Annotated in this window: 17 protein-coding genes and 1 pseudogene; 5 read left to right on the top strand and 13 right to left on the bottom strand. The window is 75.2% G+C overall.

Annotation, left to right across the window (positions count from 1 at the left end; genetic code table 11):
• Positions 1–55: 55 nt before the first annotated feature.
• From ACIO9K_RS16605 to ACIO9K_RS16595, 3 genes are read right to left on the bottom strand one after another with little or no spacing between them, the layout of a single operon-like run.
• Positions 56–1219, bottom strand: coding sequence for a VWA domain-containing protein (locus ACIO9K_RS16605; RefSeq protein WP_363625908.1), 1164 nt, complete (start codon positions 1217–1219; stop codon positions 56–58).
• A gap of 20 nt (positions 1220–1239) precedes the next feature.
• Positions 1240–3651 carry a DUF5682 family protein gene (locus ACIO9K_RS16600; protein WP_400330377.1) on the bottom strand — a complete coding sequence of 804 codons (2412 nt, stop codon included), beginning with the start codon at positions 3649–3651 and terminating at the stop codon, positions 1240–1242.
• The gene (locus ACIO9K_RS16595; protein WP_063349017.1) at positions 3648–4760 is read right to left on the bottom strand and encodes an AAA family ATPase; all 1113 of its coding nucleotides are present in this window, start codon (positions 4758–4760) and stop codon (positions 3648–3650) included. The genes ACIO9K_RS16600 and ACIO9K_RS16595 overlap by 4 nt, the downstream gene beginning before the upstream one ends.
• A gap of 149 nt (positions 4761–4909) precedes the next feature.
• Here ACIO9K_RS16595 and ACIO9K_RS16590 point away from each other — a divergent pair, with 149 nt between their 5' ends.
• Together ACIO9K_RS16590 and ACIO9K_RS16585 are read left to right on the top strand one after the other, a co-directional pair.
• The gene (locus tag ACIO9K_RS16590) at positions 4910–6208 is read left to right on the top strand and encodes an SWIM zinc finger family protein (RefSeq protein ID WP_400330374.1); all 1299 of its coding nucleotides are present in this window, start codon (positions 4910–4912) and stop codon (positions 6206–6208) included.
• Positions 6209–6236: 28 nt separating this feature from the next.
• Positions 6237–7838, top strand: coding sequence for a DUF5691 domain-containing protein (locus ACIO9K_RS16585; RefSeq protein WP_400330371.1), 1602 nt, complete (start codon positions 6237–6239; stop codon positions 7836–7838).
• A gap of 111 nt (positions 7839–7949) precedes the next feature.
• Here the strand turns inward: ACIO9K_RS16585 and ACIO9K_RS16580 are convergent, their stop codons facing one another.
• Entirely contained in the window at positions 7950–8357 is a 408-nt protein-coding gene (locus ACIO9K_RS16580; protein ID WP_063351339.1) for a cobalamin B12-binding domain-containing protein, read from the bottom strand.
• A 383-nt stretch (positions 8358–8740) separates the two neighbouring features.
• Between ACIO9K_RS16580 and ACIO9K_RS16575 the strand changes: the two genes are divergently transcribed.
• Complete coding sequence (locus ACIO9K_RS16575; RefSeq protein ID WP_363625918.1) at positions 8741–9580, top strand: peptidoglycan DD-metalloendopeptidase family protein; 840 nt, start codon at positions 8741–8743, stop codon at positions 9578–9580.
• Between the two features lie 6 nt (positions 9581–9586).
• Here the strand turns inward: ACIO9K_RS16575 and pcrA are convergent, their stop codons facing one another.
• The 3 genes from pcrA to ACIO9K_RS16560 all read right to left on the bottom strand — a co-directional run bounded on the left by pcrA (position 9587) and on the right by ACIO9K_RS16560 (position 14491).
• Entirely contained in the window at positions 9587–12214 is a 2628-nt protein-coding gene (gene pcrA, locus ACIO9K_RS16570; protein WP_400330367.1) for a DNA helicase PcrA, read from the bottom strand.
• A gap of 149 nt (positions 12215–12363) precedes the next feature.
• Entirely contained in the window at positions 12364–13041 is a 678-nt protein-coding gene (locus ACIO9K_RS16565; RefSeq protein WP_350877187.1) for a response regulator transcription factor, read from the bottom strand.
• The gene (locus ACIO9K_RS16560) at positions 13034–14491 is read right to left on the bottom strand and encodes a PspC domain-containing protein (protein WP_400330364.1); all 1458 of its coding nucleotides are present in this window, start codon (positions 14489–14491) and stop codon (positions 13034–13036) included. The genes ACIO9K_RS16565 and ACIO9K_RS16560 overlap by 8 nt, the downstream gene beginning before the upstream one ends.
• Before the next feature lie 134 nt (positions 14492–14625).
• On the opposite strand from ACIO9K_RS16560, the gene ACIO9K_RS16555 reads away from it, so the two are divergent.
• Positions 14626–16062: a PspC domain-containing protein gene (locus ACIO9K_RS16555; RefSeq protein WP_400330361.1), complete on the top strand. Its 1437-nt coding sequence runs from the start codon at positions 14626–14628 to the stop codon at positions 16060–16062.
• Positions 16059–16268 carry a hypothetical protein gene (locus ACIO9K_RS16550; RefSeq protein WP_363580170.1) on the top strand — a complete coding sequence of 70 codons (210 nt, stop codon included), beginning with the start codon at positions 16059–16061 and terminating at the stop codon, positions 16266–16268. Before ACIO9K_RS16555 ends, ACIO9K_RS16550 begins: the two co-directional genes overlap by 4 nt.
• Before the next feature lie 16 nt (positions 16269–16284).
• Here the strand turns inward: ACIO9K_RS16550 and ACIO9K_RS16545 are convergent, their stop codons facing one another.
• The 6 genes and pseudogenes from ACIO9K_RS16545 to ACIO9K_RS16520 form a co-directional block, all read right to left on the bottom strand.
• The gene (locus tag ACIO9K_RS16545) at positions 16285–16569 is read right to left on the bottom strand and encodes a Rieske (2Fe-2S) protein (protein ID WP_400330516.1); all 285 of its coding nucleotides are present in this window, start codon (positions 16567–16569) and stop codon (positions 16285–16287) included.
• Between the two features lie 213 nt (positions 16570–16782).
• Positions 16783–17322: pseudogene (locus tag ACIO9K_RS16540) on the bottom strand (DoxX family membrane protein); the annotation flags it as partial.
• Positions 17323–17515: 193 nt separating this feature from the next.
• Positions 17516–19111: a glutamine-hydrolyzing GMP synthase gene (gene guaA / locus ACIO9K_RS16535; RefSeq protein ID WP_350877181.1), complete on the bottom strand. Its 1596-nt coding sequence runs from the start codon at positions 19109–19111 to the stop codon at positions 17516–17518.
• A 1094-nt stretch (positions 19112–20205) separates the two neighbouring features.
• Entirely contained in the window at positions 20206–21933 is a 1728-nt protein-coding gene (locus ACIO9K_RS16530; protein WP_400330357.1) for a hypothetical protein, read from the bottom strand.
• A gap of 218 nt (positions 21934–22151) precedes the next feature.
• The gene (locus tag ACIO9K_RS16525) at positions 22152–23957 is read right to left on the bottom strand and encodes a GMC oxidoreductase (RefSeq protein ID WP_400330354.1); all 1806 of its coding nucleotides are present in this window, start codon (positions 23955–23957) and stop codon (positions 22152–22154) included.
• 170 nt (positions 23958–24127) lie between these two features.
• On the bottom strand, positions 24128–25759 hold the full coding sequence (locus ACIO9K_RS16520) for a succinic semialdehyde dehydrogenase (RefSeq protein WP_363618025.1): 1632 nt from the start codon (positions 25757–25759) through the stop codon (positions 24128–24130).
• Positions 25760–25771 lie beyond the last annotated feature (12 nt).

Raw genomic sequence — 25771 nt, 5'->3', positions numbered from 1 at the left:
CGGTCGGCGCACCCCCCGTCCGCCGGTCGGCCGGTTCGCACGTCCGGGTGAATCCTCACACTCCCTGGTCAGGCACCGGCAGCGGGCGCTTCTCGATCGCCGCGGCCATGATCTCCGGAAAGGCGTCCGGGGTGCAGGCGAAGGCCGGGGCCCCCAGGGCGGCCAGGGCGGCGGCGTGGGCGTGGTCGTAGGCGGGCGCACCTTCGTCGGAGAGCGCCAGCAGGGCGATGAACTGGACGCCGGCCGCCTTCATCGCGGCGACGCGCTTGAGCATGCCGTCCCGGATGCCGCCCTCGTAGAGGTCGCTGATCAGCACGACCACGGTCTCGGACGGCCGGGTGATCCTCGACTGGCAGTAGGCGAGCGCGCGGTTGATGTCGGTGCCGCCGCCGAGCTGGGTGGCGAACAGGACGTCGACCGGGTCGGTGAGCTGTTCGGTGAGGTCGACCACCGAGGTGTCGAAGACGACCAGCCGGGTGTCCAGCGTGCGCATCGAGGCGAGCACCGCGCCGAACACCGCCGAGTGCACCACCGACGGGGCCATCGAGCCGGACTGGTCGATGCAGAGGATGACGTCCTTCTTCACCGCGCGCTGGGCGCGGGCGTAGCCGACCAGCCGCTCGGGCACGACGGTGCCGTGCTCGGGCAGGTAGTTCTTCAGGTTGGCCCGGATGGTGCGGTCCCAGTCGATGTCGCGGTGGCGGGGCCGGTTGACCTTGGCGCTGCGGTCGAGGGCGCCGCCCAGGGTGGCCCTGGTGCGGTCGGCGAGCCGGCGTTCCAGATCGGCGACCACCTTGCCGACCACGGCCCGGGCGGTCTCCCGGGTGGTCTCGGGCAGCGCGTGCTTGAGCGACAGCAGGGTGCCGACCAGGTGCACGTCCGGTTCGACGGCCTCCAGCATCTCGGGCTCCAGCAGCAGCCGCTCCAGGCCTAGCCGGGCGATCGCGTCCTGCTGCATCAGCTGGACGACGGTGGACGGGAAGTACTCGCGGATGTCGCCCAGCCAGCGCGCCACCTGCGGGGCCGAGCCGCCCAGCCCGGCGCCGCGCCGGCCGCCGCGGGCCGCCCGGCCGCCCTCCTCGGGCGCGCCGCGGTAGAGCGCGGCCAGGGCGCCGTCCATCGCGGCGTCCCGGCCGCGCAGGGCGCAGCCGGTGCCGTCGGCCTCGCCGCCGAGCACCAGCCGCCAGCGGCGCAGCCGTTCGTCGGTCGTGGTCGCCATCAGGTCCTCCTTCACGGGTGTCAGGTGTTGCGGCCGACGGCCTGCCGGGGGATCCGGGGGCGGGCGCCGAGCAGCAGGGCCACCACCGGGACGGCGGCGTCGGCCCGGACCCGGTCGAGGGTGCCGCCCGGGGTCCGGGCCGCCGGGGCCTCGCCGAGCGGGCCGGCCGCGACCCTGCCGCCGATGGTGCTGCGGACGCCCGCCTCCAGCCCGGCGAAGGTGCGGCGCAGCAGCGGCAGGACGTCGGTGAAGACCTCGCCGGGCACGCCGGTCAGCCACTCGTCGAGCAGGGCGAGCAGGCGCGGGTCGTGCAGCAGCAGGGCGCCGCCGCCGGTGAGGAAGCCCTCGATCCAGCCGGCCGCGTCCGCCGGGGCGTTGGCGGTGGACAGGACCAGCCGCAGCCGGCCGGCGGCCTCCTCGGAGTCGAGCCGGCCGTCGTCCAGCAGCAGCCGGACGGCGCGCCCGCGCAGCAGGCCGGGGGCTCCGGTGGCCGGGCCGCCGGCGGGCTCGCGGCGGGCCAGCGAGCGCAGGGCGGCGGCCCAGCGGTCGGCCAGGCCCTCGGAACCGGCCGGGCCCTCGGAACCGGCCGGGCCCGGGGAGGCTGCCGGGGTGCCCGGGCCCGCTGATCCGTCCGGGGCGTCCGGCTCCGGACGGGCGGCCGGGCCGAGCAGGCCGATCGCGCCGTGCACCTCGTCGAGCCGGCCGCGCATCGCCGCCGCCCCCTCGGCGTCCAACCCGACGCAGGCGGGCGGCAGCCCGACGCAGATCCGGTCGGCCAGGCCGGTGGCGACCTCGCCGAGCGCGCCGTGGTCGGTGCCGCGCACATCGCCGTAGCGCAGCGCCCGGACCAGCGCGGGCAGCGCCCCGGCCAGGTGCGCGACGTCGGTGTCCAGGGCAGCGCAGTCGGCGAGCACCCGCATCACGGCGGGCAGCGCGCCGGCCAGCCCGGCCAGCAGGCAGGTCTCCACCAGCCCGGTCAGCTCGGCGAGTTCGACGGCGGCGCGGGCACTGCCGACGGCCTTGCCGGTCGCCGCCTCCTCCACCGTGGTGCCCCACTGGGCGGCCTCGGCGATCCGGACCGCGAACTCGGGCTGCCAGCACAGCCGCCAGCTCTCCCGGAACGTCCCGGTCGAGTTGACCGCCGAGCGGGCCGGCACGCCCCAGTCGACGCCCAGTAGCCGCAGCCGGTGCAGCAGCCGCGAGCGGGCCGCGTCGGTGTCCTTGCGCAGGTCGAGGTCGAGGTCCTTCGGCGCGGCCTCGGGCTTGAGCCGCAGCGTGCGCTGCCAGCGGGTGAGGTCCCGCTGGAGCGGCACCGCCGGTGCCGCGTCCGGGACTTCGCCGAGCGCGTCGCCGACCACCAGGCGGTCCCGGACGAGTTCCAGGGCGACGTCCGAGCCCTCGCAGAGCACCGCGCGGACGGCGTCCAGGGTCTCGGTCAGCCCGGCCAGCGGGCGGCCGCGCAGCACCGCCAGCGTGCGGGCGAGCCGGACCGCCTCGATGACGTGGGCGGAGGAGACCGGGTGGTCCTCGGCGCGCAGCAGTTCGGCGGCCCGGGTGAGCCAGCGCGGCACCGGATCGCCCTCGGTGCTGAACAGGTGGTGGTACCAGCCCGGCGACCGCACGCCCGCGCCGTAGCCGGTGGCCTGGGAGAGCCGGCGGTGCGTCCACGGCACCCAGGTGATGTCCGTCCTCACCTTCCGCGGCAGTCCGGCGAGCAGCGCCCGGTCGTGCGCGACCGTCGGCAGCACCGCCAGCGCGGGCACGTGGAAGGCCCCGCAGACCACGGCGATCCGGCGGTGCCCGGCGCGGCGGGCGGCCCGGATCTGCTGGCGCATGTACGCCTCGCGCAGGTCGTCCCGCCGGGACTCGCCGAGGCCCTCCGCGCGCAGCGCCGCCATCGCCTCCGCCACGGCGGCGAACGGCGCCAGTCCGTCCGGGTCGTCCCCGCCGCCGTCCGTACCGGGCGCCGCGGGCGCGCGGTGCTCGACCACGTCCTCCCACCAGCGCTCCGGGTCGTCGTACCCGGCCGCCTCGGCGAGCAGCGCCAGCGGGTCGGCGACCGGCCCGGCGGGCTCCCCCGGCTCCCCGGGCTCCCCGGCCTCCGGGGCGGGGCCGAGGCCGTACCCGGCGGGCAGGTCGATGAAGCGGACCGGCAGCTCCCGCTCGACGCCGTAGCGGATCGCCACCCACTCCGGGGAGAACTCGGCGTACGGCCAGAACGCGGCCCTCGCCGGGTCGTCCACCGCGTGGGCCAGCAGCGCGACCGGCGGCACCAGGCCGTTCCCGGCCGCGAGGTGGACGATGCCGTCGGCCTCCGGCGGGCCCTCGATCAGCACCGCGTCCGGCCGCCACCGCTCCAGCGCGGCGGCCACCGCCCGGGCCGAGCCCGGGCCGTGGTGCCGGATGCCGAGCAGCGCGACGTCCTCGGTCATCGCACCTCCTCGCGGGCGGCCCGGTAGAAGTCCTTCCAACCGTCGCGCTCGCGCACCACCCCTTCGACGTACTCGCGCCACACCGCGTGGTCCGCCACCGGGTCCCGGACGACGGCGCCGAGGATGCCGGCCGTCACGTCCCCGGCGCGCAGCACGCCGTCCCCGAAGTGGGTGGCCAGGGCGAGGCCGTTGGCGACCACCGAGATCGCCTCCGCCGTGGAGAGGGTGCCGCTCGGGCTCTTGACCTTCGTCCGCCCGTCCGTCGTGATCCCGGCCCGCAGCTCGCGGAACACGGTGACCACCCGCCTGATCTCCTCGGCGCCGCCGGGCAGTTCGGGCAGTTCCAGGGAGCGGCCGAGCTGGTTCACCCGGCGGGTGACGATGTCGACCTCCTCCTCCAGCGAGCCCGGCAGCGGCAGCACGACGGTGTTGAACCGCCGGCGCAGCGCGCTGGACAGCTCGTTGACGCCGCGGTCGCGGTCGTTCGCGGTGGCGATCACGTTGAAGCCGCGCACCGCCTGCGTCTCGCCGCCCAACTCCGGCACCGGCAGCGTCTTCTCGGACAGGATGGTGATCAGGCTGTCCTGCACGTCGGCCGGGATCCGGGTCAGCTCCTCGATCCGGGCGAGCTTGCCGTCCGCCATCGCCCGCATCAGCGGCGAGGGCACCAGAGCGTCCCGGCTCGGGCCGTCGGTGAGCAGCCGGGCGTAGTTCCAGCCGTACCGGACGGCCTCCTCCGGGGTGCCGGCGGTGCCCTGCACCAGCAGGGTGGAGTCGCCGCTGATCGCGGCGGCCAGGTGCTCGGACACCCAGGTCTTCGCGGTGCCGGGCACGCCGAGCAGCAGCAGCGCGCGGTCCGTCGCCAGGGTCGTGACGGCGACCTCCACCACCCGGCGCGGGCCGATGTACTTGGGGGTGATCGGGGTGCCGTCGGGCAGTTCGCCGCCGAGCAGGTACGTCGCCACGGCCCACGGCGAGAGCTTCCAGCGCTCCGGGCGCGGACGGTCGTCCTGCGCGGCCAGCGCGGCCAGTTCACCGGCGAAGGCGTCCTCGGCATGCTGCCGCAGAACGTCGGTCACGGGGGCTCCTTCGGGTCGGCCGCCGGGCACACGGGTGCCCCGGCGGCAGGGTGATCGGGGGGAGCTGGGGCCGGCGTCCCGGCCTGTGGGAACCACCCTGCACCCCGGCACTGACAAACCCCGGGGCGCTCCCGACGGGCAGTCAGCCGATGTCAGTGGCACCGCCTACCGTCGGTCGCATGGAGGAACGCTGGAGCACCGAACACGTCCTGTCCCTGGCACCTGACGCCGCGTCGCAGAAGGCGGCCGGCAAGCTCTCCTCGCCCGCGCCCTGGTCCGGGGCGGGCACCGACGGCACCGCGCTCTGGGGCGAGTGCAAGGGCAGCGGCAGCACGCCGTACCGCACCGTGATCGAACTCGCCACGCCCGCCTACCAGTGCAGTTGCCCCAGCCGGAAGTTCCCGTGCAAGCACGCGCTCGGGCTCCTCCTGCTGTGGAGCGGCGCCCCGGAGACCGTCCCCGCCGCCGAACCCGCCGCGTGGGCGGCCGACTGGCTCACGTCCCGCGAGGAGCGCGCCGAGAAGCGCGCCGCGCCCCCGGCCGACCCGGCCGCCGCCCGCCGCCGGGCCGAGCGGCGCGGCGCCCGGGTGGCGGCCGGCGCGGCCGAGCTGCGGCTGCGCCTCGCCGACCGGATCCGGCACGGCCTGGCCGACCAGTCCACCGCCGGGCCCTGGGAGGAGGTCGCCGCCCGGATGGTCGACGCCCAGGCCCCCGGCCTGGCCACCCGGGTCCGCGAACTCGACGCCGCCCCGCAGGACCGGCTCCTGGAGGAGTACGCGATGCTGCACCTGCTCGCCACCGCCGCCACCCGCGTCGACGAGCTGCCGGCCGAACTGGCCGCCACCGTCCGCACCCGGGTCGGCTACCCCACCGACACCGCCGAGATCCTGGCCGGCCCCACCGTGCGCGACCGCTGGCAGGTGCTCGGCAGCCGCGACTCCGCCGACGAGCGGCTCACCACCCGCCGGGTCTGGCTGCGCGGCGCCAAGACCGGCCGCCCCGCCCTGCTGCTCGCCTTCGGCCGTCCCGGTCAGGCCCCCGACCTCGCCCTGCCCACCGGCCACCTGCTGGAGGCCGACCTGGCCTTCCACCCCGGCGCCCGCCCGCTGCGCGCCGCCCTCGGCACCCGCTACGGCGCCCCCGGGCCCGGCCCGGCCGGCCCGCCCGACGGCCTCACCGTCGCCGAGGCGGTGGCCGGCTACGGCACCGCCGTCGCCGACGACCCGTGGCTGGACAGCTGGCCGACCGTCCTCGCCGGCGCCGTGCCCGTCCGCACCCCGGACAGCTGGTACCTGACGGACGGCCACCACACCCTGCCCGTCCGCACCTCCGCCCTCCCGGAGGCGGCCCTGTGGCGGCTGGCCGCGGTCTCCACCGGCCGCCCGCTGACGGTCTTCGGCGAGTACGGCCACCAGGGCTTCGCCCCGGTCACGGCCTGGGCCGGCCACGACCGCCCGATCGGCCTCACCACCGTCTAGCGTCCAGCACACGTCAGGAGCATCGAAGATGACGATCACCCAGGACCCGTGGGAGACCCTGCACACCACCGCCCTGCTCGGCACCGACCGCCGCCCGCTCCCGGCCACCACCCTGCCGCTCGCCGACACCGTCGACCAGGCCGACCCGGCCACCGCGCTGCTGGAGCTGGCCGCCCTCGCCACCGTCCGCCGCCGGGCCGGCGCCCTGCCCGTCCCCGCCGCCGGACCGCCCGGCCCGCCCGCGCCCGAGGACGGGCGCCCCGAGCTGCCCGCGGCGGCCGCCCGCCGGCTCGCCGTCCTGCTGGCCGGCCGGTCCGGCGGCAGCGGCGGCGCCACCCTGGCCAACCTCGCCGAACTGCTCCCGCAGTGGCTCGCCACCGCCCGCGCCCGGGGCCTGCGCCCGCCCGGCGCACTGATACCCGGCCTGCTCGACGCCGCCCGCGCCCGCAGCGAACTGCGCTCCGACGCCGTCGCGCTGGCCGGACCGCTGGGCCGCTGGCTGGCCGAACAGAACCCCGACTGGCGCTTCGTGCTGCGCACCGCCGCCCCCGATCCGGCCGAGCAGCCCGGCGGGCCCGTCGACCACCAGCTGTGGCACGAGGGCCTGTTCGCCGAGCGGGTCACCCACCTCACCCTGCTGCGCCGCCGCGATCCGGCCGCCGGCCTGGAGCTGCTGAGCGGCACCTGGTCCACCGAGCGCGCCGAGGACCGCCTGCTCTTCCTGGACTCCCTCCAGGACGGCCTCTCCGCCGCCGACGAGCCCTTCCTGGAGGCCGCCCTCGGCGACCGCAGCAAGAACGTCCGCGCCACCGCCGCCGAACTGCTCTCCACCCTGCCGGGCTCGGCCCTCGCCCGGCGGATGGCCGAGCGGGCGGGGGCCGCCGTCCGTCTCGCCGCGACCGGGACGCACCTGCTGGTCACCCCGCCCGCCGAGTGCGACGCGGCCATGCAGCGCGACGGCATACCGCTCAAGTCCCCCACCGGGCGCGGCGAACGGGCCTGGTGGTTCGGCGAGGTGATCGCCGCCGCACCGCTTCGGCTCTGGCCCGAGAGCACCGGCCTGACACCCGAGCAGCTGCTCGCCCTGCGGGTCGGCGACAGCATCGACGAGACCAGCAGCAGCTGGGCCGACGACCTGCGCGAGGCCTGGGCGCGCGCCGCCGTCCGCCAGCACGACGCCGACTGGGCCCGGGCGCTGCTCGGCCCGGCACCCGCACCGCCCGCCCGCGGCGCCGGACGGGCCCGCGCGCCCCGCGTCACCGGCGCCCCCGCCAAGCTGCTGGCCGTCCTCCCGCCCGAGGAGCGGGCCGCCTGGACGGCCGCGTTCATCGAGGTGCACGGCCTGGGCGAGGCCTTCCAGCTGCTCGGCGCCTGCGGCACGCCGTGGACGCCGCCGCTGTCCACCGCCGTGGTGACGGCCCTGGCCCGCGCCGCCGGCTCCGGCGCGTACCCGTGGAGCCACAGCGGGGTGCTCGGGATGACGGAACGCGCGCTCGCCCCGGAGACGGCGTCCGCCGTGGAGGAGCTGGCCGCCGGGGCCGCGCCCGACTCCGCCTGGTCGGAGACCTTCGCCCGGCTGGCCGGGACGCTGCGCTTCCGGGCCGCGATGCTCGCCGAACTCGATTCCTGACACCTGGTACCTGACGCCCGCTCCCGAAGCGACAGAACGGCAGGACGACAGGACGACAGGACGGGCCGGCCCCGCCGAAGCCTGGGGCCGGCCCGTCCCGCACCGTCAACCTCAGCCGGCCGCCCGCAGATTGGCCGCGACCCAGGCCACGACGTCCCGGGTGGACGTGCCCGGGGTGAAGATGTCCGCGACGCCCATCGCCTTGAGCTCGGCGATGTCGTCGTCCGGGATGATCCCGCCGCAGAAGACCTTGATGTCCGCCGCGTCGCGCTCCTTCAACAGCTCCAGCACCCGTGCGCACAGCGTCATGTGGGCACCGGAGAGGATCGACAGCCCGATGCCGTCCGCGTCCTCCTGGATCGCGGTGTCGACGACCTGCTCGGGCGTCTGGTGCAACCCGGTGTAGATGACCTCCATACCGGCGTCGCGCAGGGCACGCGCAATGACCTTGGCGCCACGGTCGTGACCGTCGAGCCCCGGCTTGGCGACCACCACACGGATCGGCCCCGACACACTCATGACTGCCTCCTGGACCTCGTCGTCCACCATCCGACCGGACCTCGCGGGCCACGGGTGCGGTTAACGGTCGATAACCAACCTGAGGGGAGGTTAGCGCCACCCGGCCCGGTTGGCCGCGCCACCTCCCAAGAGGAGGGCAAAGTCACAGCCCCCGGCCTTGCTGCCAGTGGGTATGCCCGTCCACCCGTCCACCGCACAGACCCCCGGCCGACCTCTTGACAACCGGAGGTTTTTCCGGGGCGTCGGCCTTGCGGATACAGTCTCGGCTGTTTTCTCCCCGCTTCCCCGGTACCGCTTCCCCGGTACCGCTTCTCCCCGCCGCTTCTCCCCGCCGCTCCCCTGCCCGACGACGCGCCCCAGGCCCACCGAGGAGGCAGCCCCCGATGGCTCCCGACGCAGCCGCCCGCCCGACCCGTGCGGAGCTGCGCCTCGCCGCCCGCGAGCAGTCCCGCGCCCAGCGCCGCGGCGCCGCCAAGGCCGCCACCAGAACCGCACTGCTGCGGGTCGCGCTGCCGTCGGTGGCCGCGCTCGGGGTCGCCGCCGCGGCGGCCGTCACCGTGCGGGACGAGGCCGATCAGCACGCCCAGGCGGCCGGCCGGACGGCACGGACGGCGGTCGACGCCCCGGGCACCCAGGACAGCCCGAAGAGCCCGGACAACCCGGCCGACGGCGGCGCCGAAGCCGCCAGGACGGCCGCCCGGCAGGCGGTCGCGGCCGGCGACCCGGCCCAGGCCTCCCGCGGTGACGCCCGCCAGCCGCTGGCCGGCGCCCAGCCCGCCGACGCCCAGGGCACCCCGGACGCGCAGCCGAGCGCCGAGCCCGTCAAGCCCAAGGTGGTCATGCCGGTCGCCCGGCACGGCCTCGGCGAGCTGTTCGGCGAGGCCGGCACCCACTGGGCCAACCGCCACACCGGCATCGACTTCCCGGTGGACGGCGGCTCCGAGGTGATGGCCGTCACCGACGGCACGATCCGCACGCAGTGGAACCCGTCGTACGGCTACATGACGGTGCTGAAGATGTCCGACGGCACCGAGGCCTGGTACTGCCACCTGCGGGCGTACAAGGTCCGCAAGGGGCCGGTGAAGCAGGGCGACGTCATCGCCTTCGTCGGCAGCAGCGGCAACAGCACCGGGCCGCACCTGCACTTCGAGATCCGCCCGGCCGGCAGCGGGCCGGTCGACCCGCTGCCGTGGTTCCTCTCGAACGGGCTCGACCCCCGCTAGGGAAGGCTAGAGCTTCTCCACCGGCGCGTAGCGCAGCAGCAGTTGCTTGCGGCCCTCCGAACCGAAGTCGACCGTGGCCTGCGCCCGGTCGCCGACGCCGGTGACGCCCACCACCGTGCCCAGCCCGAAGGTGTCGTGGGTGACCCGGTCCCCGACCGCGAGCGAGACGGCGTCCCGCTCGACGACCTGGCCGCCGCGCCGCGCCGACTGCCCCCAGCCCGCCTTCGGCTTCGCCGAAGCCGACGAGCCCGAAGAACCCGACGAGGAGCGCGAACCGCCGCCCCCCGACGAGGACTTGCCCCAGGACGACCCCGAGGAGAAGCCGCGCGCGGCCGGCGCCTGCGCCGCCCCCGTCCGCTTCCACTCCACCAGGTTCTCCGGGATCTCCTCCAGGAACCGCGAGGCCGGGTTGTACGCGGGCTGCCCCCAGGCGCTGCGCAGCACCGAGCGGGTCAGGTAGAGCCGCTGCCGCGCCCGGGTGAGCCCCACGTAGGCGAGCCGCCGCTCCTCCTCCAGCTCCTTGACCTGGTTGAGCGCCCGCATGTGCGGGAAGATCCCGTCCTCCATGCCGGTCAGGAAGACCACCGGGAACTCCAGGCCCTTGGCGGTGTGCAGGGTCATCATCGTGATGACGCCCCGGCCCTCCTCGTCGTCCGGGATCTGGTCGGAGTCGGCGACGAGCGCGACCCGCTCCAGGAAGTCGGGGAGCGAGCCGACCGGCGGGGTGCCCTCCTCGTCGGCGTCGGGCCGTTCGCCCGGGTCCTGCTCGTACTCCAGGGCGACGGAGGCGAGTTCCTGGAGGTTCTCCACCCGGGTCTCGTCCTGCGGGTCGGTGGAGGCCTGGAGTTCGGCCAGGTAGCCGGTCTCCTCCAGGACGGCCTCCAGCACCGCGGCCGGGCCCGCGCCCGACTCGACGACCTGCCGCAGCCCGGCCATCAGGACGTTGAACTTCTTCACCGCGTTGGCCGAGCGCGCGGCCATCCCGTACGCCTCGTCGACGCGCAGCAGCGCCTGGGCGAAGGAGATCCGCTCCCGCGCGGCCAGCGCGTCGACCATCGCCTCGGCCCGCTCGCCGATGCCGCGCTTGGGCACGTTGAGGATCCGGCGCAGCGGCACGGTGTCCTCCGGGTTGGAGAGCACCCGCAGGTACGCCAGGACGTCCCGGACCTCCTTGCGCTCGTAGAAGCGCACCCCGCCGACCACCTTGTACGGCAGGCCGACCCGGATGAACACCTCCTCGAACACGCGGGACTGGGCGTTCGTCCGGTAGAAGATCGCGACGTCGCCGGGCTTGGCGTCGCCCGCGTCGGTGAGCCGGTCGATCTCGTCGGCGATGAACTGGGCCTCGCCGTGCTCGTCGTCCGCGACGTAGCCGACGACCTTCTCGCCGTGCTCGCCGGCCGTCCAGAGCTTCTTCTCGCGCCGGTTGGCGTTGCGCTCGATGACGGCGTTGGCGGCGCTCAGGATGGTCTGCGTGGAACGGTAGTTCTGCTCCAGCAGGATCGTGGTCGCGTTCGGGTAGTCCTCCTCGAACTGGAGGATGTTGCGGATCGTCGCGCCGCGGAAGGCGTAGATCGACTGGTCCGCGTCACCGACGACGCACAGCTCGGCCGGCGGCACCTCGGACAGGCGCCCGGCGGCCGGGTTCACGAACTCCCCGTCCACGGTGCGCTTCGGCGCGGCCGCGACGGATCCGCCGCTCAGCTCGCGGACGAGCATGTACTGGGCGTGGTTGGTGTCCTGGTACTCGTCGACCAGGATGTGCCGGAACCGGCGCCGGTAGTGCTCCGCGACGTCGGGGAAGGCCTGGAGCAGGTTCACCGTCGTCATGATGATGTCGTCGAAGTCCAGCGCGTTGGCCTCGCGCAGGCGCCGCTGGTAGAGCGTGTACGCCTCGGCGAGCTTCTTCTCCATCGGGTTGGCGGCCTGGTCGGCGAAGGTCTCCTCGTCGATCAGCTCGTTCTTCAGGTTGCTGATCTTCGCGGTGAAGGACTTCGGCGGGAACTGCTTCGGGTCCAGGTCGAGGTCGCGGCAGACCAGCGACATCAGCCGCTGCGAGTCGGCCGAGTCGTAGATCGAGAAGCTGGAGGTGAAGCCCAGCACCTTGGACTCGCGGCGCAGGATCCGCACGCACGCGCTGTGGAAGGTGGACACCCACATCGCCCGGGCCCGCGGGCCGACCAGCGCCTCGACGCGCTCGCGCATCTCGCCGGCGGCCTTGTTGGTGAAGGTGATCGCCAGGATCTCGCCCGGCTGCACGCCGCGGGCGCCCAGCAGGTGGGCGATCCGGTGGGTCAGCACCCGGGTCTTGCCGGAACCGGCGCCGGCCACGATGAGCAGCGGCGAGCCCGCGTGCAGCACCGCCTCGCGCTGCGGGTCGTTCATGCCCTCCAGCAGCTGCGCCGGATCCACCACCGTGCGGGCGGCGCCGTTGCGGTACCAGGCGTCCCGCGCGGTCTCGGCGGCGTGGTCGGTCTGGAACAGCCCCTCCGGGATGGCCTCCTCGTAGGCCTCGTACGGGGCGTCGTCCTCGTACGGCGGGGGCTCCTCGTCGAGGGGCACGGCGGGCTGCTTCGACCCGGCGGCGGGTGCCTCGAAACCGGGGAGCGGGAGGTCGTCAAAGAGGCTACTCATGGCACTCCGAGTCTATGGCCACCCACCGACAAGCCCGCCCGGCCCGGAGGAACCGGACCGGGCGGGCTCGCGACCGGGGGCTCAGCGGCGCATGGGCTCAGCGAGGCACCGGCTCAGCGGCACACCGGCTCGGCCGCCCAGGCCGGGGTTCAGACCAGACGGCGGGCGGTGGCCCAGCGGGTCAGTTCGTGCCGGTTGCTCAGCTGGAGCTTGCGCAGGACGGCGGAGACGTGGCTCTCGACCGTCTTCACCGAGATGAAGAGCTGCTTGGCGATCTCCTTGTACGCGTAGCCGCGCGCGATCAGGCGGAGCACCTCGCGCTCGCGCTGGGTGAGGCGGTCCAGGTCCTCGTCGACCGGCGGGGTGTCGGTGGCGGCGAAGGCGTCCAGGACGAAGCCGGCCAGCCGGGGCGAGAACACCGCGTCGCCGTCGGCGATCCGGAAGATCGCGTTGACCAGGTCGGTGCCGGTGATGGTCTTGGTGACGTAGCCGCGCGCGCCGCCGCGGATGACGCCGATCACGTCGTCGGCGGCGTCCGACACCGACAGGGCGAGGAACTTGACCCCGCCCTGCTCGCCCATCACCCCGGCCGAGCGGCGCAGCACCTCGACACCGCCGCCGCCGGGCAGGTGGACGTCCAGCAGCACCACGTCCGGCCGGGTCTCGGCGACGACCCGGACCGCCGACTCGACGTCGTCGGCCTCGCCGACCACGTCGATGCCGGTCGCCTCGGTGCGGCCGATCTCGGCCCGGACCCCGGTGCGGAACATCCGGTGGTCGTCCACCAGGACGACTCTCGCGGTGCGCTCCGGCGCTGCCTCAGTCATTCGTTCTCTCCATCTCCAGCTCGACCTCGGTCCCGCCGTCCGGCGCGGGCCGCACCCGTGCGGTGCCGCCGTTGCGCTTCATGCGGCCGATGATCGACTCCCGTACGCCCATCCGGTCCTCGGGCACCGTGTCGGGGTCGAAGCCGGGACCGTGGTCGCGGACGAACACCGACACCGTCTTCCCCTCCACCTCGGCGTAGACCTGGACCGGTCCCCCGCCACCGTACTTGGCCGCGTTGACGGTCGCCTCCCTCGCGGCCTGCATCTGGGCCGCGATCCGCTCGTCCATCGGGCAGTCGCCGACGATCACGACCTCGACCGGGACGCCGTGCCGGTCCTCGACCTCGGCGACGACGGCGCGCAGGCTCTCCGCCATGGTGTCGGGCGCGGCCTCGGCGGCGGCCTCCGGGCGGTACAGCCACAGCCGCAGCTCGCGCTCCTGGGCACGGGCCAGCCGCAGCACCTCCTTGGGGTCCTCGGCCCGGCGCTGGATCAGGGTCAGGGTGTGCAGCACCGAGTCGTGGACGTGCGCGGCGATCTCGGCCCGCTCCTGGGCGCGGATGCGCGCGGTGCGCTCGGCACCGAGGTCCTGCCACAGGCGCAGCCCGTACGGGCCGAGCAGCACCAGCACCCCCGCGAGTACCGCGAGCGAGGCCTCGACCACCGAGCCGAGCGTCGAGCCGCTGCCCTGCATGGCGAGGAAGGCGATGGTGCCGGCCACCACGAGCAGCACGCCGGCACCGACCCGGGTGTAGGCGCCGCGCCGTTTGTCGCTCTCCTCCAGGCCGAACCAGCGCTGCCAGCGCGAGTCGTCGGCCTGCCGCCAGACCAGCGCGACGCCGACGCCGATCGCCAGCAGCGGCCAGGTGTACGGCTTGGCGGTCTGCAGGCCGAGCGCGTTGAGCAGGGCGGTGATGCCGATCACCATCATCACCAGGGCCGCGAGCTGGCCGAGGCCGCCCTGCCCGGTCTTGCCGCCCGCGCCGTCCTCCCCCTCCGCGGGGGCCGCGGCCGGCTCGCCCTGGAGGGCGTGCTGGAGCAGTTCGCGCAGCCGACCGAGCCAGCCGCCGCGGCCCTTGCTCAGCGCGCCGCCCGGCTGCTGCCCCGAACCGGTCGGGACGAAGGCGCCGTTGACGTACACCCAGTGGGCGGCGCCGCGCTGCGCGGGCTCGCCGATGCCGATCGGCACCACGAACCAGAACGCCGCGTACAGCAGGGTGCCGATCCCCTGTGCGAAGAACAGCAGCACGAACGCGAGCCGCACCCACCGCACCGGGAGCCCGAGGTGCACCGCGAGCCCCTGCGCGACGCCGCCGAGCATCCGCCGCTGCGGGCTGCGGTAGAGCCGGCGGTACGGCGGCCGTCCGCCGTCGGGCGCGGTCGGGTCGGTGCCGCCCGCCGGCACGGCGTCGGGGGCGAGGGATCGGGGGTCGGAACCGGGTGCTGCCACGCCACCGATGGTTCCACGCCCGCGCACGCGGACGCATCAGGGTGTGCCCCTGACCCCTTCTCAGGGACAAGTCAGGGTCCGGGCAGGGCTCGCACCGGTTGGGCCGGACCGGGGCAGCCGGGAGGATGGTGCCCATGACCGACGACCACCGCATCCAGGAGACCGGGCCCGCCGCCCCGCCGGAACCGGACCGCCCCCCGCTGACCAGGACCGAGCACCACCGCGTGGTGGCCGGCGTCTGCGGCGGCCTCGGGCGGCACCTGGACATCGACCCGGTGGTCTTCCGGGTGGTCACCGTGGTGCTCTGCCTCTCCGGCGGCCTCGGGCTGTTCCTGTACGGCCTGGCCTGGCTGATCGTCCCCACCGAGCCGGTGCCGGACGGCCGGGGCAGCACCCGGCACGGGCGCACCGAACTCCAGCGGGTGCTCACCGGCCGGGTGGACGGCCAGTCGGTCGGCGCGGTGCTGCTGGCCGTGATAGGTACCGGGGTGTTCTTCTCCTCGATGGGCCAGGACGACCAGCTGTTCCCGCTACTGCTGCTCGCCGGCCTGGTCTTCCTGGCGGTGCGCTACGACCCGGACCGCCGCCGCGGCCGGGTGCGCCGGCGCCGCCGCGGCGGCCCGTACGACCGCCACTACCCCGACGGGGACCAGTACGGCCCGTACCCGTGGTCCGGGCCGGAGGACGACGAGGCCGCCCGCGCCCGGCACGCGGCCGAGCGCGCCGCCGGAACGGTGCCCGCCGACTCCCCGGCCCCCGGCCCGACCGGCTACCTGTGGGACCCGCGCCACCCCGAGCGCAACCCGTACGGCGCCGGCCCCACCCCGCCGTTCGGCACCCCGGTGCCGCCGGCGGGCGGCCCGGCCCAGCCCTGGTGGCAGCGCGTCGACCTGCCCGCGGGCGACCCGCTGCGCAAGGACGGCCCGCCCGGCCGGCCCCGGCCCGCCGCCGTCCGGCACCCCCGGGAGCGGTCCGCGCTCGGCTTCTTCGGCCTGCTGCTGGCGATCGGCGCGGGTGCCGCGGTCTGGTCCGCCTCGGCCGGCCACACCGACGTCACCGTGCTGAGCGCGACCGTGCTGGCCACCGCGCTGCTGGTGATCGGCCTGACGCTGCTGCTCGGCGCGAAGTTCGGCCGGGCCCGCAAGCTCGCGGTGACGGGCCTGCTGCTCACCCTGGCGCTGGTCTTCGTCGGCCACTCCCCGGACTCCATGCGCAACGCCGTCGGCCAGCGCGACTTCACCGTCGTCGCCTCGGCCGAACTCCAGCCCCGGTACGCCCTGGGGGCCGGCCGGCTCCAGCTGGACCTGAGCGGGCTCGACCCGGCCGGGGCCACCCTCACCAGCAAGGTCGAACTCGGCGCCGGCGAGCTGACCGTCGTCCTGCCGCCGGACGTGACGGTGAACCTGGTGGCCCGGGTGGGCCTCGGCGACGTCTCCACCCCCGGTGAGCGCAACAACGGCACCGGCCGCCACACCTACCTGCTGCCACCCGGCAGCGGCCATCCGTCCAAGGGCACATTCGACCTCGAACTCGCGGTCGGGATCGGCAACATCAAGGTGGTCCAGCAGTGAGGAAGCACCGGCTCGACCTGTTCTCGCTGATCGCGGGGGCGCTGTTCAGCACGATCGCGGTGGTCTACCTGGTCGCGGCGCTCAACGACCAGGCGGTGAACGGCCGGATCGTCATCCCGGTCACCTTCATCGTGCTCGGCCTCGGCGGCCTGGCCGGCGCGGTCGCGGCGGTCGCCCGGCGCGGCCGCACCGACCGCCGGGACTGAACCCGCCCGATCAGGCTCAGCTCTGCAGCGGCCCGAGGTTCAGCTTGTCGCCGTCCTGGGTGACGGTGTACTTCGGCAGCGGCTTGACCGCCGGCCCGTTGACCACCGCACCGGTCGCGGCGTCGAACCGGGAACCGTGGCAGGGGCAGTACAGCTGGCCGTTCTTCGGGGCGTCGACCGCGCAGCCGGAGTGGGTGCACACCGCGGACAGGCCGCAGTACTGGCCCGCCTTGGGCTGCACGATGTAGACGGCGTCCCCGGTGGCCGGGTCCTTGACCTGGGCCGAGCCGCCGACCGGCACGCTCGCGGCGGCCACCGAGGGGGCCGGTCCGGACTGCGCCGGGGTGGTGGCCGGGGCCGCGGACTGCTTGGGCGCGGAGTGCTTGGCCCGGCCGAAGGTCCGGGTGAGCGAGCCGGTGAGCAGCCCGGCGCCGCCGATCGCGACGGCGGCGATCCCGCCGTCCACCAGCGCCCGGCGCCTGACGCGGTCCTCGCCCAGCCCGCGCCCCCGGTCCCGGCCGGCCCGCCGGGCGAGGTAGCCGTCCACCGACAGGTCCGGGGTGCCGGCCAGCAGCAGCGGCGTCCAGGCCATCAGGTAGCCGAGGTCGTTGCCCAGGTAGTAGGGCGAGACGTTCCAGCTGACGGACAGCCAGAGGCTGAGGTTGATCAGCGCGCCGCCGAGCGCCGCGACCCGGCCCCAGAGGCCGAGCAGGGTGCCGAGGCCGACCGCCAGCTCACCGAAGGCGACGGCGAGCGCGAACAGGGTGGGCGCGTCCAGGGCGGCGCCGAGCAGGAAGGAGATCGGGCTGCCGCCCTTGGCCGCCTGGGTCTGCGAGACGAACGACGCCGGGTCGGCCGCCCCGGCCAGGTAGTGCGCGTCGGACAGTTTGTCGAGGGCGGCGTACACGAAGGTGACGCCGAGGAAGAGCCGCAGCGGCAGCAGCGCGTACCGGGACGCGGACGCCCGCCACTGCGCCGCCCGGTCGGCCGGGCCGGCCGCTCCCCCGTCGCCCGCTTCCCCGTCACCCGCCACGGAGTTGCCAGCCTCCGACATCGCTCACACCTTCCCTCGCGGCCCGCCACTCCCTGACAGGTCCGGTCCGCATTCTGCCCGCTCCCGATCGCTTTCGGTGGGAGGTCCCCACCCCGGCGGCGACCGCCCCACCGCGAACGGCCGCGCCGCCGCTCCCTGGTACGGGAACGACGGCACGGCCGTTCAGCAGCGGCTCAGCGGCCGGCGGGAGTGCTCACTCCCACTCGATGGTGCCCGGCGGCTTGCTGGTGACGTCGACGACGACGCGGTTCACGTCGCGGACCTCGTTGGTGATCCGGGTGGAGATCTTGGCCAGCACGTCGTACGGCAGGCGCGACCAGTCGGCGGTCATGGCGTCCTCGGACGAGACCGGGCGCAGCACGATCGGGTGACCGTAGGTGCGGCCGTCGCCCTGCACGCCCACGCTGCGCACGTCGGCGAGCAGCACGACCGGGCACTGCCAGATCTCACGGTCCAGGCCGGCCGCGGTCAGCTCCTCGCGGGCGATCGCGTCGGCGTCGCGGAGCAGGTCCAGCCGCTCCTGGGTGACCTCGCCGACGATCCGGATGCCCAGGCCCGGGCCCGGGAACGGCTGGCGCTGGACGATCTCCTCCGGCAGGCCCAGCTCCTGGCCGACCATCCGGACCTCGTCCTTGAACAGCTTGCGCAGCGGCTCGACCAGCTGGAACTGGAGGTCCTCCGGCAGGCCGCCGACGTTGTGGTGGGACTTGATGTTGGCGGTGCCGGTGCCGCCGCCGGACTCCACCACGTCCGGGTACAGGGTGCCCTGGACCAGGAAGTCGACCGACTCGCCGTGCTCGCCGGCCTCGGCGACGATCTCGGCCTGGGCCTGCTCGAAGACCCGGATGAACTCCCGGCCGATGATCTTGCGCTTCTCCTCGGGGTCGGTGACCCCCTTCAGCGCGTTCAGGAAGCGCTCCGCGGCGTCGACCACCTTCAGCTGCACGCCGGTGGCCGCCACGAAGTCCTTCTCGACCTGCTCGGTCTCGCCCTTGCGCATCAGACCGTGGTCGACGTACACGCAGGTCAGCTTGGAGCCGATGGCCTTGTTGACCAGGGCCGCCGCGACCGCGGAGTCCACGCCGCCGGAGAGGCCGCAGATCGCGCGCTTCTCGCCGACCTGGGCGCGGATCAGCGCGACCTGCTCCTCGACCACGCTGCCGGTGGTCCAGGTCGGGGCGATGCCGGCGCCGCGGTAGAGGAAGTGCTCCAGGATCTGCTGGCCGTGGTCGGAGTGCAGCACCTCGGGGTGGTACTGGACGCCGTAGAGGCGGGCCTCGTCGTTCTCGAAGGCCGCGACCGGGACCACCGCGGTGGACGCGGTGACGGTGAAGCCCTCCGGGGCGGCGGAGCAGGCGTCGCCGTGCGACATCCACACCGAGTGCTCCGCCGGAACGCCCTCGAACAGGGTGGAGCCGGTGCGGCTGACGGTCAGCGGGGTGCGGCCGTACTCGCGGGCGCCGGTGTTGTCGACCGTGCCGCCGAGGGTCTTGGCCATCAGCTGGAAGCCGTAGCACATGCCGAAGACCGGGACCCCGGCCTCGAAGATCGCGCGGTCGAGCTGCGGCGCGCCCTCTTCGTAGACCGACGACGGACCGCCGGAGAGGATGATCGCCTTGGGGTTCTTGGCGAGCATCTCGGCGACCGGCATGCTGCTCGGCACGATCTCGCTGTAGACCCGCGCCTCACGCACCCGACGGGCGATGAGCTGGGCGTACTGGGCGCCGAAGTCGACCACCAGGACGGTGTCGTTGTCCGGCGCGGACTGGACGGGAATTGCAGAGGACACAGACGGCCTTCCGGCAGCGGTACGAGAGGTGTCACACCGAACCGCTTCCCCGGCGGGGGCCGCGGCGGCGACGGGTGGGGGTGTCTGGACACCGATTCTACCGGGCTGTCCGGTTTCACTCGTCTGCCCGTCCGAACGACCGTGACCGGGCGGGGCCGCCTTTCGTTGCTTCAGACGACCGTACGACCGCGCCGCGCCCGCCAGACGCGCCGCCTTCGCCCCGGCCAGGGGCGCCGCCGTACGGACTGCAGGACCACGCGTGGAGCTTCATCCCAGTCCACCGGCGCATGTGGCACCGCCGCCCCGGCCCCGCCGGGAGCGCGGTGCCGTGGGACCGTGCGCGGGTGCCGCGGCCGGACAGCAGGGGACAGCGACCCCGGCCGCGACTGGACCGAGAGGTGGGACGGCCGGTCCCGGGGACGCCCGGGCCGGTCGTCGCACCCCCCGCCGCGAGCCGGGCACACCCGGGCGCACACCCTTCCCCGTCCCGCGCCGCTACGCGCGTCCCCGTGCGCCGCAGCCACCCACACCACTACGCACCGTGATCATCGACGCCTCGCGTCGGCACCTGCCCGCAACCGCCCGGCGGGGCGGGGCGAGGCCCACACCCGCGCCCGGGCCACACCGGGGAGTCGGCACCCGCACCAAATGCGCTGGGCCGAACTGTGCCGAATCGGTTGCAGAGCAAGCCCTTCGTCCAGCACGATGCTGCGTGGAAGCGGTTCTCCCGGCGGCCGGCAGGCTCCCCGCGGAGACCCCGACCGCTGCCGCCGCACTGGGCGACAGCCCCGTACGCCACCTCACGCTCCGTGAGCGAAGGCCCGGCGCAGACCTGCGCGCCGACCCGCCGCACCGCGAGCGTGCGCGCCCCGCGCCACCGGCCACCCACGCCGGCCCGCGACGGCGCGACCCCTGAGCCGACCGACCCGACGGCGCCCCTCCCCCGGCGCCGTCACCCCCAGCACCGGCGCAGCCCTGACGCCGCGTGCTGAGCGACAAAGGGCCCCGTTCCCCCGCGGGGCCCTTTGCCCTGTCCGGGCCGCTCCGCCCACGGGACGCTCCGCCCACGGCTGCTCCGCTCGCGGCTGCCCGGCTCAGGGCTGCTTGCGCCAGACGCTCGGATCGACCGGCTCCTCGGCCGGCGAGCCGGGCGGCGGCACCAGCGGCGCGTCGTCCGAGCCGACCACGTCGCCCACCGCAGCCCCGGAGGCGTACGGCTGCGGCTCAGGACCGGCCTCGTACGGCGCCCCCGGCGACGGCACCGCGCCGTACGGGGGCGCGCCGTACGGGGGCGCGCCGTAGGCGTCCTCGCGGGCCACCGCACCCCGGCCGCGGACGGCCGCCAGCAGCGGCGGCACCAGCAGCGCGCCGATCGCCGCCCAGACCAGGTTGGCCACCAGCACGCCGGCGAAGCCCAGGCTGATCGAGGTGTCCCGGGACAGCACCGTCTGGTTGGCGAAGGTGTTCCACCCCGGGGTCGCCGAGGACGTCGAGGTCGTCATCAGCGCACCGCCCACCGCCATCAGCGCGGTGAGCGCCACGGCGTGGACGGACGCCAGCCGGAGCCGGTCGGCCGCGTCCAGCCGCCGCCGGTACGCCGACCAGCCGAGGACGCCCGCCGTGGCGAGGGCCAGCAGGCCGGTCCAGCGCCAGTCGGCGGTCTGGTCGTGCAGGTCGAAGAAGGAGAATTCCCCCCTGTCGGGGGTGTCCTGCCGGCCGCCGCCGATCGCGGCCGCCGCGTCGCTCGCCCCGCCGCTCGCCCCGCTGAACGCCTGCAAGGTCGCCCCGGAACCCAGGCCGAGCAGGCCCAGGCCGAGGTTGGGCAGGAAGGCCGCCGAGACCGGGGTCTGCCAGCCCCCGTCGCTGTTGACGGCGACCAGCACGAAGCCCGTCACCGAGGCCAGGCCCAGTGACAGTGCCAGCGCCCGGCCGGCCGTGAGCGCGGCGACCGCCCAGCCGCGCACCGCCCGGCTGCGCCAGGCGGCCCAGCGCAGCGCGTCGGTGCCGTGGACGGCGAAGGCCGTCAGCGCGGCGAGCAGGGCGGTCCAGCCGACCGCCTCCGGCCAGCCGGAGTCCACGGTGTACGTCACCCCGAGGGCGCGGCCGACGAGGCCGGTGCGCTGCGGCTGCCAGGACGTCCCGCCGGCCAGCCCGAGCAGCGCGGTCACCGCCGCCAGGACCACCGCGGTGCGCAGCGCCTCGCCCGCGGCCTGGGCCCGGGTGAGCTGGAGGCCGGCGGCCCGGCGGCGGCGCGCCGCGGTCCGCAGGCCGAGCCAGAGCGCCAGCGCCCACAGCACGGTGACCGTCAGCGGCACCGCCCGGAACAGCGCGTCCATGCCCTCCGCGTCGCCGCGCCGCAACGCGCTGGTGTACCCGAGCTTGAACGGCGCGCCGAGCGCGCTCAGCGCCATCGACAGGGCGGCGCCGAAGCGCTCGCCGAACCCGGGCGCCCGGACCAGGTAGGCGTACTGGTAGTCGCTCGGGATCGCCACGATCAGCGCCGCCAGCAGCAGCACGGCGGTCGGGGCGGCGGCGACCAGGAGCGCCGGGCGCCAGTCCGCGCCGAGCAGCTGGCTCAGCACGGTCGGCCGCCCGGCCCGCGGGTCGTACGGCTGCCCGGCGCCCCAGCTGCCCAGCGTGGGCGGCCCGGCGGGCTGCGGGTGGCCCGGGCCGTAGCCGGGCGGCGGGCCGTACCCGGGCGGCGGAGGCGGCGGCGGGTACCCGGGCGCGGCGGACGGCGGACCGTACGCCGGCAGGGGCGGTACGGCAGGCGGTACGGGAGGCGGTACGGCCGGCGGAACGACGGGAGGTACCGCGGGCATGGCGGCCGTCGGCGGGGGCGGCGTCAGCGGCCGCCCGCACGAGACGCACGCGGACGCCCCTTCCACCGATGCCGCGCCGCACGATGCGCAGATGGCCATGGACCGGTTTCCCCCCGCTCGACGAGTTCCTGGTCCCCCAGAAAGCCCGTTTATCCCATCGGATCCGAACGAATGTCAACCGGGTACCGAGCCGGGCGGGTTGGCCCGTCGAGGCCTGCTCAGCCGCGCTTCTTCGGGACCTCCGGGACGGGCAGCAGCGGCAGTCGGAGCGCGCCGAACGCGTCCTCCGGGACGGCCGGCCGGGCCGGCGCCACCGGGGCGACCCGCCGGTAGACCTCGCCCTGGGCCGGACGGCGGTCCGCCTCGCCCTTGTTGGGCCACATCGACATGGCGCGCTCGGCCTGCGCGGTGATGGTCAGCGAGGGGTTCACCCCGAGGTTGGCGGAGACGGCCGCGCCGTCGACCACGCTGATCCCGGGGTGGCCGTACAGCCGGTGGTAGGGGTCGACCACGCCGGTCTCGGGAGCGTCGCCGATCGGGCAGCCGCCGAGGAAGTGGGCGGTCATCGGGATGTCGAAGATCTCGCCGGCGCTGCTGCCCGCGAAGCCGTTGATCTGCTCGGCCAGCGCCTGGGCGCCCTGTTCGGCGGCCGGGATCCAGGTCGGATTGGGGGCGCCGTGGCCCTGGGCGGAGGTGAGCCGGCTCTTGCCGAGCAGGTCCTTCTTCAGCGAGACGGTGATCGAGTTGTCCAGCGACTGCATCACCAGGCCGATGATCGTCTTCTCGGACCAGCGGTGCTGGTTCATCGAGCGGGCGAAGGTCACCGGGTGGCGCACCGACCCGCCCAGGTAGCGCAGCCAGCGCGGGGCCCGCCCGCCGCCCTTGACCTGGGCTATCGACAGCGCGCCCATCGCGTTGGAGCCCTTGCCGTAGCGGACCGGCTCGATGTGGGTGCTGGCGTCCGGGTGGATCGAGGAGGTGATCGCCACGCCCTTGGTGAAGTCCACCCGGCTGCCGTAGCGCCGGTCGGTGGTCTGCGCGCCCACCAGCGCCTCGGAGTTGGTGCGGGTCAGCTCGCCGAGCCGGGCGGAGATCCGGGGCAGGTGCCCCCCGTCACGCATCCGGTGCAGCAGCGACTGGGTGCCGTACGTCCCGGCCGCGACCACCACCCGGGCGGCGGTGATGGTCCGCGCGCCCGCCTTCACCCGGTCGGTGCGGGAACGGGAGTCGGTCCGGCGCACGTCCACCGCGTAGCCGTGGCTCCCGTCGGCTCCGGGGAGCTCCCGGATCCGGGCCACCGTGGTGAGCGGGTGGATCTCGGCGCCGCCCCGCTCGGCCAGGTGCAGGTAGTTCTCGGTGAGCATGTTCTTGGCCCCGTGCCGGCAGCCCGTCATGCACTCGCCGCACTCCACGCAGGCCTTGCGGGCCGGCCCGGCGCCGCCGAAGTACGGGTCGGCGACCTCGTCCCCGGGCGCCGCCTTGGCCCTGCCGCCGGCGTCCCGGCCGTCCCCGAAGAAGACCCCGACCGGCGCCATGTGGAAGGTGTCGCCCACCCCCATCTGCTCGGCGGCGGCCTTGAGGTGCACGTCGGAGGGGGTGACGGTCGGGTTGAGCCGGACCCCGAGCATCCGCTGCGCCTGGTCGTAGAACGGCGCCAACTCCTCCTGCCAGTCGGTGATGTGGCGCCACTGGCGGTCCTCGAAGAAGGCCTTCGGCGGCACGTACAGGGTGTTGGCGTAGTTCAGCGAGCCGCCGCCGACCCCGGCGCCGGCCAGGATCAGCACGTTGGCCAGCAGGTGGATCCGCTGGATGCCGTAGAGGCCGAGTTTCGGCGCCCACAGGTAGTTCGGCAGGTCCCAGGAGTTCCTGGGCAGTTCGTCCCGCTCGAAGCGCCGACCGGCCTCCAGGACGGCGACCCGGTAGCCCTTCTCGGTCAGCCGCAGCGCGGCGACCGAACCACCGAAGCCGGAGCCGACCACGACCACGTCGTAGTCGAACTCCGCCGCACCGCCGGACTCCACCATCTGCCACTGCTCCTTCGGGACGCGAACCTGACTACGGGACGGGCGAACCTGACTGCGGGACGGAACCTGACTGCCGGACGGTCGGATCGGACCACCGGCCGGGCCGACTCCGACCCACGGGGACGAACCGCCGGGCCGGGACGGCTACTTGAACCTTCGGCCCGGGACGGCTACTTGAACCGCAGCGCCTTCAGCACCCGCAGCCCGCCGGTCATCACCGCGGCGAACTGACGGTCGTCCAGCCCGAACGAGGGCGCGATCGGCATCAGCCGCTGGGTCGCGACGGTCTGCGCCTCGGTGAAGCGCAGGATGCCCTCGGCACCGTGGCGGCGGCCGAGCCCGGAGTCGCCCATGCCGCCCATCGGCGAGCCGATCGAGCCGTACGCGGCCGCGTAGGCCTCGTTGACGTTGACCGTGCCGGTGCGCAGCCGGGCCCCGACCGCCCGGCCGCGCCGGGTGTCCCTGGTCCAGACGCTGGAGTTCAGGCCGTACGGCGTGGAGTTGGCGGCGGCCACCGCCTCGTCGTCGGTGTCGAAGCGGTAGACGGAGACGACCGGGCCGAAGGTCTCCTCGCCGCAGACCGCCATGTCCGGGGTGACCCCGTCGAGGATGGTCGGCTCGAAGAAGTACGGGCCGAGGTCGGGCCGGGCCCGGCCTCCGGCCAGCACGGTGGCGCCCGCCTTGACCGCCTCCTCCACGTGCCGGGTGGTGGTCTCCAGCTGGCGGACGGAGACCAGCGAGCCCATGTCGGCGCCGTAGGCCAGGCCGCCGCCGAGGCGCAGCGCCCGGGTGCGGGCGGCGAAGCGCTCCAGGAAGTCGTCGGCCACCGAGCGGTGCACCAGCAGCCGCTCGATCGAGATGCACAGTTGCCCGGCGGAGGAGAAGCAGGCCCGCACGGCGCCCGCGGCGGCCCGGTCGAGGTCGGCGTCGGAGAGGACCAGCATGGCGTTCTTGCCGCCGAGTTCGAGCGAGGCGCCGACCAGCCGGGCGGCGGCGCGCTGGGCGACCTCCCGGCCGGTGCGGGTCGAGCCGGTGAACGAGACGTAGTCGGCGTGCTCCACCACGGCGGGACCGATCACCGGGCCGTCGCCGATCACGACCTGCCACAGGTCGGCCGGCAGCCCGGCCTCGATCAGCAGCTCGCGGGCCCACAGCGCGGTCAGCGCGGTCTGCGTGTCCGGCTTGTTGACCACGGCGTTGCCGGCCGCGAAGGCGGGCAGGACGTCGCCGACGGACAGCTCCAGCGGGTAGTTCCAGGGCGAGATGTGGCCGACCACGCCCTTGGGCCGACGGGCCTCGACCGCGTGGGTGAGCACCGGCAGCGCCCCGCCTCGCCGCTTGTCCCGGAGGTAGCCGTGCGCGGCCCGCCCGTAGTGCCGGGCGGCCATGGCGACGGCCAGCACCTCCTCGAAGGCGTGCAGCCGGGCCTTGCCGGTCTCGGCCTGGACGAGGTCCAGCACCTCGTCCTGCCGCTTGAGCAGCAGGTCGTGGAAGCGCAGCAGGACGGCCGCGCGGCGGCGCACCGGCAGCACGGCCCAGGCCGTCTGGGCGCGGCGGGCCAGTTCGAAGGCGACCTCGACGTCGGCCGGGGTGGACCGCGGCAGGCTCGCCAGCCGCTCGCCGGTCAGCGGGGCGACGGTCTCCACCAGGCTGGGCTCGCCGGTGGCGGTGACGCCGGCGGCCAGCCGGGCGACCAGGGACGGCGGGACGGCCGCCGCGACGGTCCGGCCCCCGCCGGGGGCGGGCGGGTTCCCGGTCGCGGGGTGTTCGGTGGCCGCTGCGCCTGCTGTGAGGTCCGACATACGGCGCAGCCT

It is taken from the genome of Kitasatospora sp. NPDC087271 (assembly GCF_044744605.1).
GTDB lineage: Bacteria > Actinomycetota > Actinomycetes > Streptomycetales > Streptomycetaceae > Kitasatospora.
Note: the sequence above shows the minus strand (reverse complement) of the source record. Positions and strands in the feature narration are given on the sequence as shown.